The organism is Fretibacterium fastidiosum (genome assembly GCF_000210715.1).
GTDB lineage: Bacteria > Synergistota > Synergistia > Synergistales > Aminobacteriaceae > Fretibacterium > Fretibacterium fastidiosum.
Genome location: NC_021038.1, coordinates 1809038 through 1810863, shown reverse-complemented (window position 1 = coordinate 1810863; position 1826 = coordinate 1809038). Strand labels below are relative to the sequence as shown.

Annotated in this window: 3 protein-coding genes; all 3 read right to left on the bottom strand. The window is 65.3% G+C overall.

The features are described from left to right. Window positions 1-487, bottom strand: a 487-nt coding sequence (locus SY1_RS08435; RefSeq protein ID WP_243440639.1) for an ADP-ribosylglycohydrolase family protein, incomplete at its 3' end; no start/stop codon positions are given. A gap of 272 nt (window positions 488-759) precedes the next feature. Next, window positions 760-1083: a hypothetical protein gene (locus tag SY1_RS08430; RefSeq protein WP_208873423.1), complete on the bottom strand. Its 324-nt coding sequence runs from the start codon at window positions 1081-1083 to the stop codon at window positions 760-762. Between the two features lie 11 nt (window positions 1084-1094). After that, window positions 1095-1826, bottom strand: a 732-nt coding sequence (locus SY1_RS08425; RefSeq protein WP_208873421.1) for a hypothetical protein, incomplete at its 5' end; no start/stop codon positions are given.

The window sequence follows — 1826 nt, the reverse complement described above, 5'->3', positions numbered from 1 at the left end:
CGCGAGAACAGTCGTAACGCGCCAGCAGAACGGCCGCGGCCGTCGCCTTGGCGCCCTTGATGCCCTCGGGGTGGTTGTGGGACACCCGCGCTGTGACCTCCGCATAGCGCTCCACGTCCCTCAGGTCGTCGAACGCCCACGCCACGGGGGAAACCCGCATGGCGGAACCGTTGCCGAAGCTGTTGTAGGGCTTCGGGTCCGGCATGGTGAGCCACATCGCGAAGCGAGAGCCGTACCCCGCGTGGGGGAAGCGGTTGCCGAACTCGCGCATCCGCCGCACCAGAGCTGCCTCCAGCACCGCCTCGTCCGTCTCTTTTCCCCTGCCCGGCATGGCGTCCATCAGGGCCTGCGCCACGGCAAGGGTCATCACCGTGTCGTCCGTGAACCTCGAACGGGGGGAGAAGAGGGGGAAGTCCGTCGTTTTGACGTTGTTGCGATCGAACTCGTAGGGGCTCCCCACGACGTCGCCGACGATCGCACCCAGCATTAAAGATCACCGCCTTTCATTGCTTCTTAATGACGAGAAAAGATCGCGTCCGCAACCTTCCGGCCCATTCTAAGGAAACACTGAATTAAGTCGTTGAGAACTGTCAACCGTATGGGCTCCCTTCAGTGCCTGAAACTTCATCAGGCCGCGCGAAGCGCGTGGGGCTTGGGGCGTAGCCCCATTTTAAAATTTCAGGGAAGCGCTAAAGGATACTCTTTGTTTGATGATCCTTGATTGCTTTCAACAACTTTTGAAAATTAATCAGCGCTTCCCTAATAGGCCGGCGCCGGAAGGGGCGCCGCGGCGGGACCGGGGCCCGGAGAGAAGTCCGCGCCGGGGTACCCCCGCAGGACGACGGGGTCCGGAAGGGGCATCCCGTGCGGCATGACGTACCACGCCGCCCCGGAGGGGCGGAGCAGCACGGGATACCCGTCCGCGGTCACGGACCCCACGGAGCCGGGGTTGCGCCTGGGGCGCACGTCCATCGCAAAGGCGCTGGGGCAGTCCGACTCGTTGATCACCGCGGGGGGCGCGTAGGGGACGAGGGCCCGCACCGACGCCGTCGCCAGAGCCGCCGACAGGAGGGCAATCTTCATCCCTTTGGCCCTCATCGCTCCGGGACGACCTCCCCCATCCAGTAGTACCCCCACGCGGTGGCCTGCTGGGCCAGGACGGGCATGTCCTCCTCGTACCAGGTGAACCGGTTGTGCTTCACCATCCGCACCAGACTGTAGAGCTCCGCCTTCAGCGCCCCCAGCGGACTCTGATACTCCTTCGGCTTGATCTGATACCAGCTGCACCCCGTCCAGGCGTAGATGACCTTCGGGTACGTCCCGCGCCAGGCGATGGGCACGGCGGGGTTGTGCAGCACTCCCATGCGGTCCACGCTGCCCTTCCAGTTCCCCACCGCCATGAAGCGCGAGTTGTAGGTCCAGTCCGGTATCCAGGTGGAGTGGGCCTGCCCGGCGGCCAGCTTCGAGGCGGGCGGGGCGGACTGCCGCACGGCGATCATCTCGGGGGTCGGGAGCTTGCGCAGCTCGGATATCTGCGCGGGCTGCACCCAGGGGGTGATGCCCGCCATGGAGGGCACGACGGAGCCCACGATGTAGTTCGTCGGTGTGAGGTTCGGCCCGTTGGACGTCCCATAGACCCAAACGCCGTCCGGGTTCTTCCGGACGGGGAAGCCGTCGAAGGTCACGTACCAGTCCTTCGGCATGTTGTAGGGCCGGAAGACGTAGAACTGCATCCCCGCGTAGGAGGGCTGGGCCACCAGCAGGGGCTCCGTCACGTACACCTTCGCCTCCGCGGGGGGCAGGGCCGTCAGGAAGAGGGCCAGAAG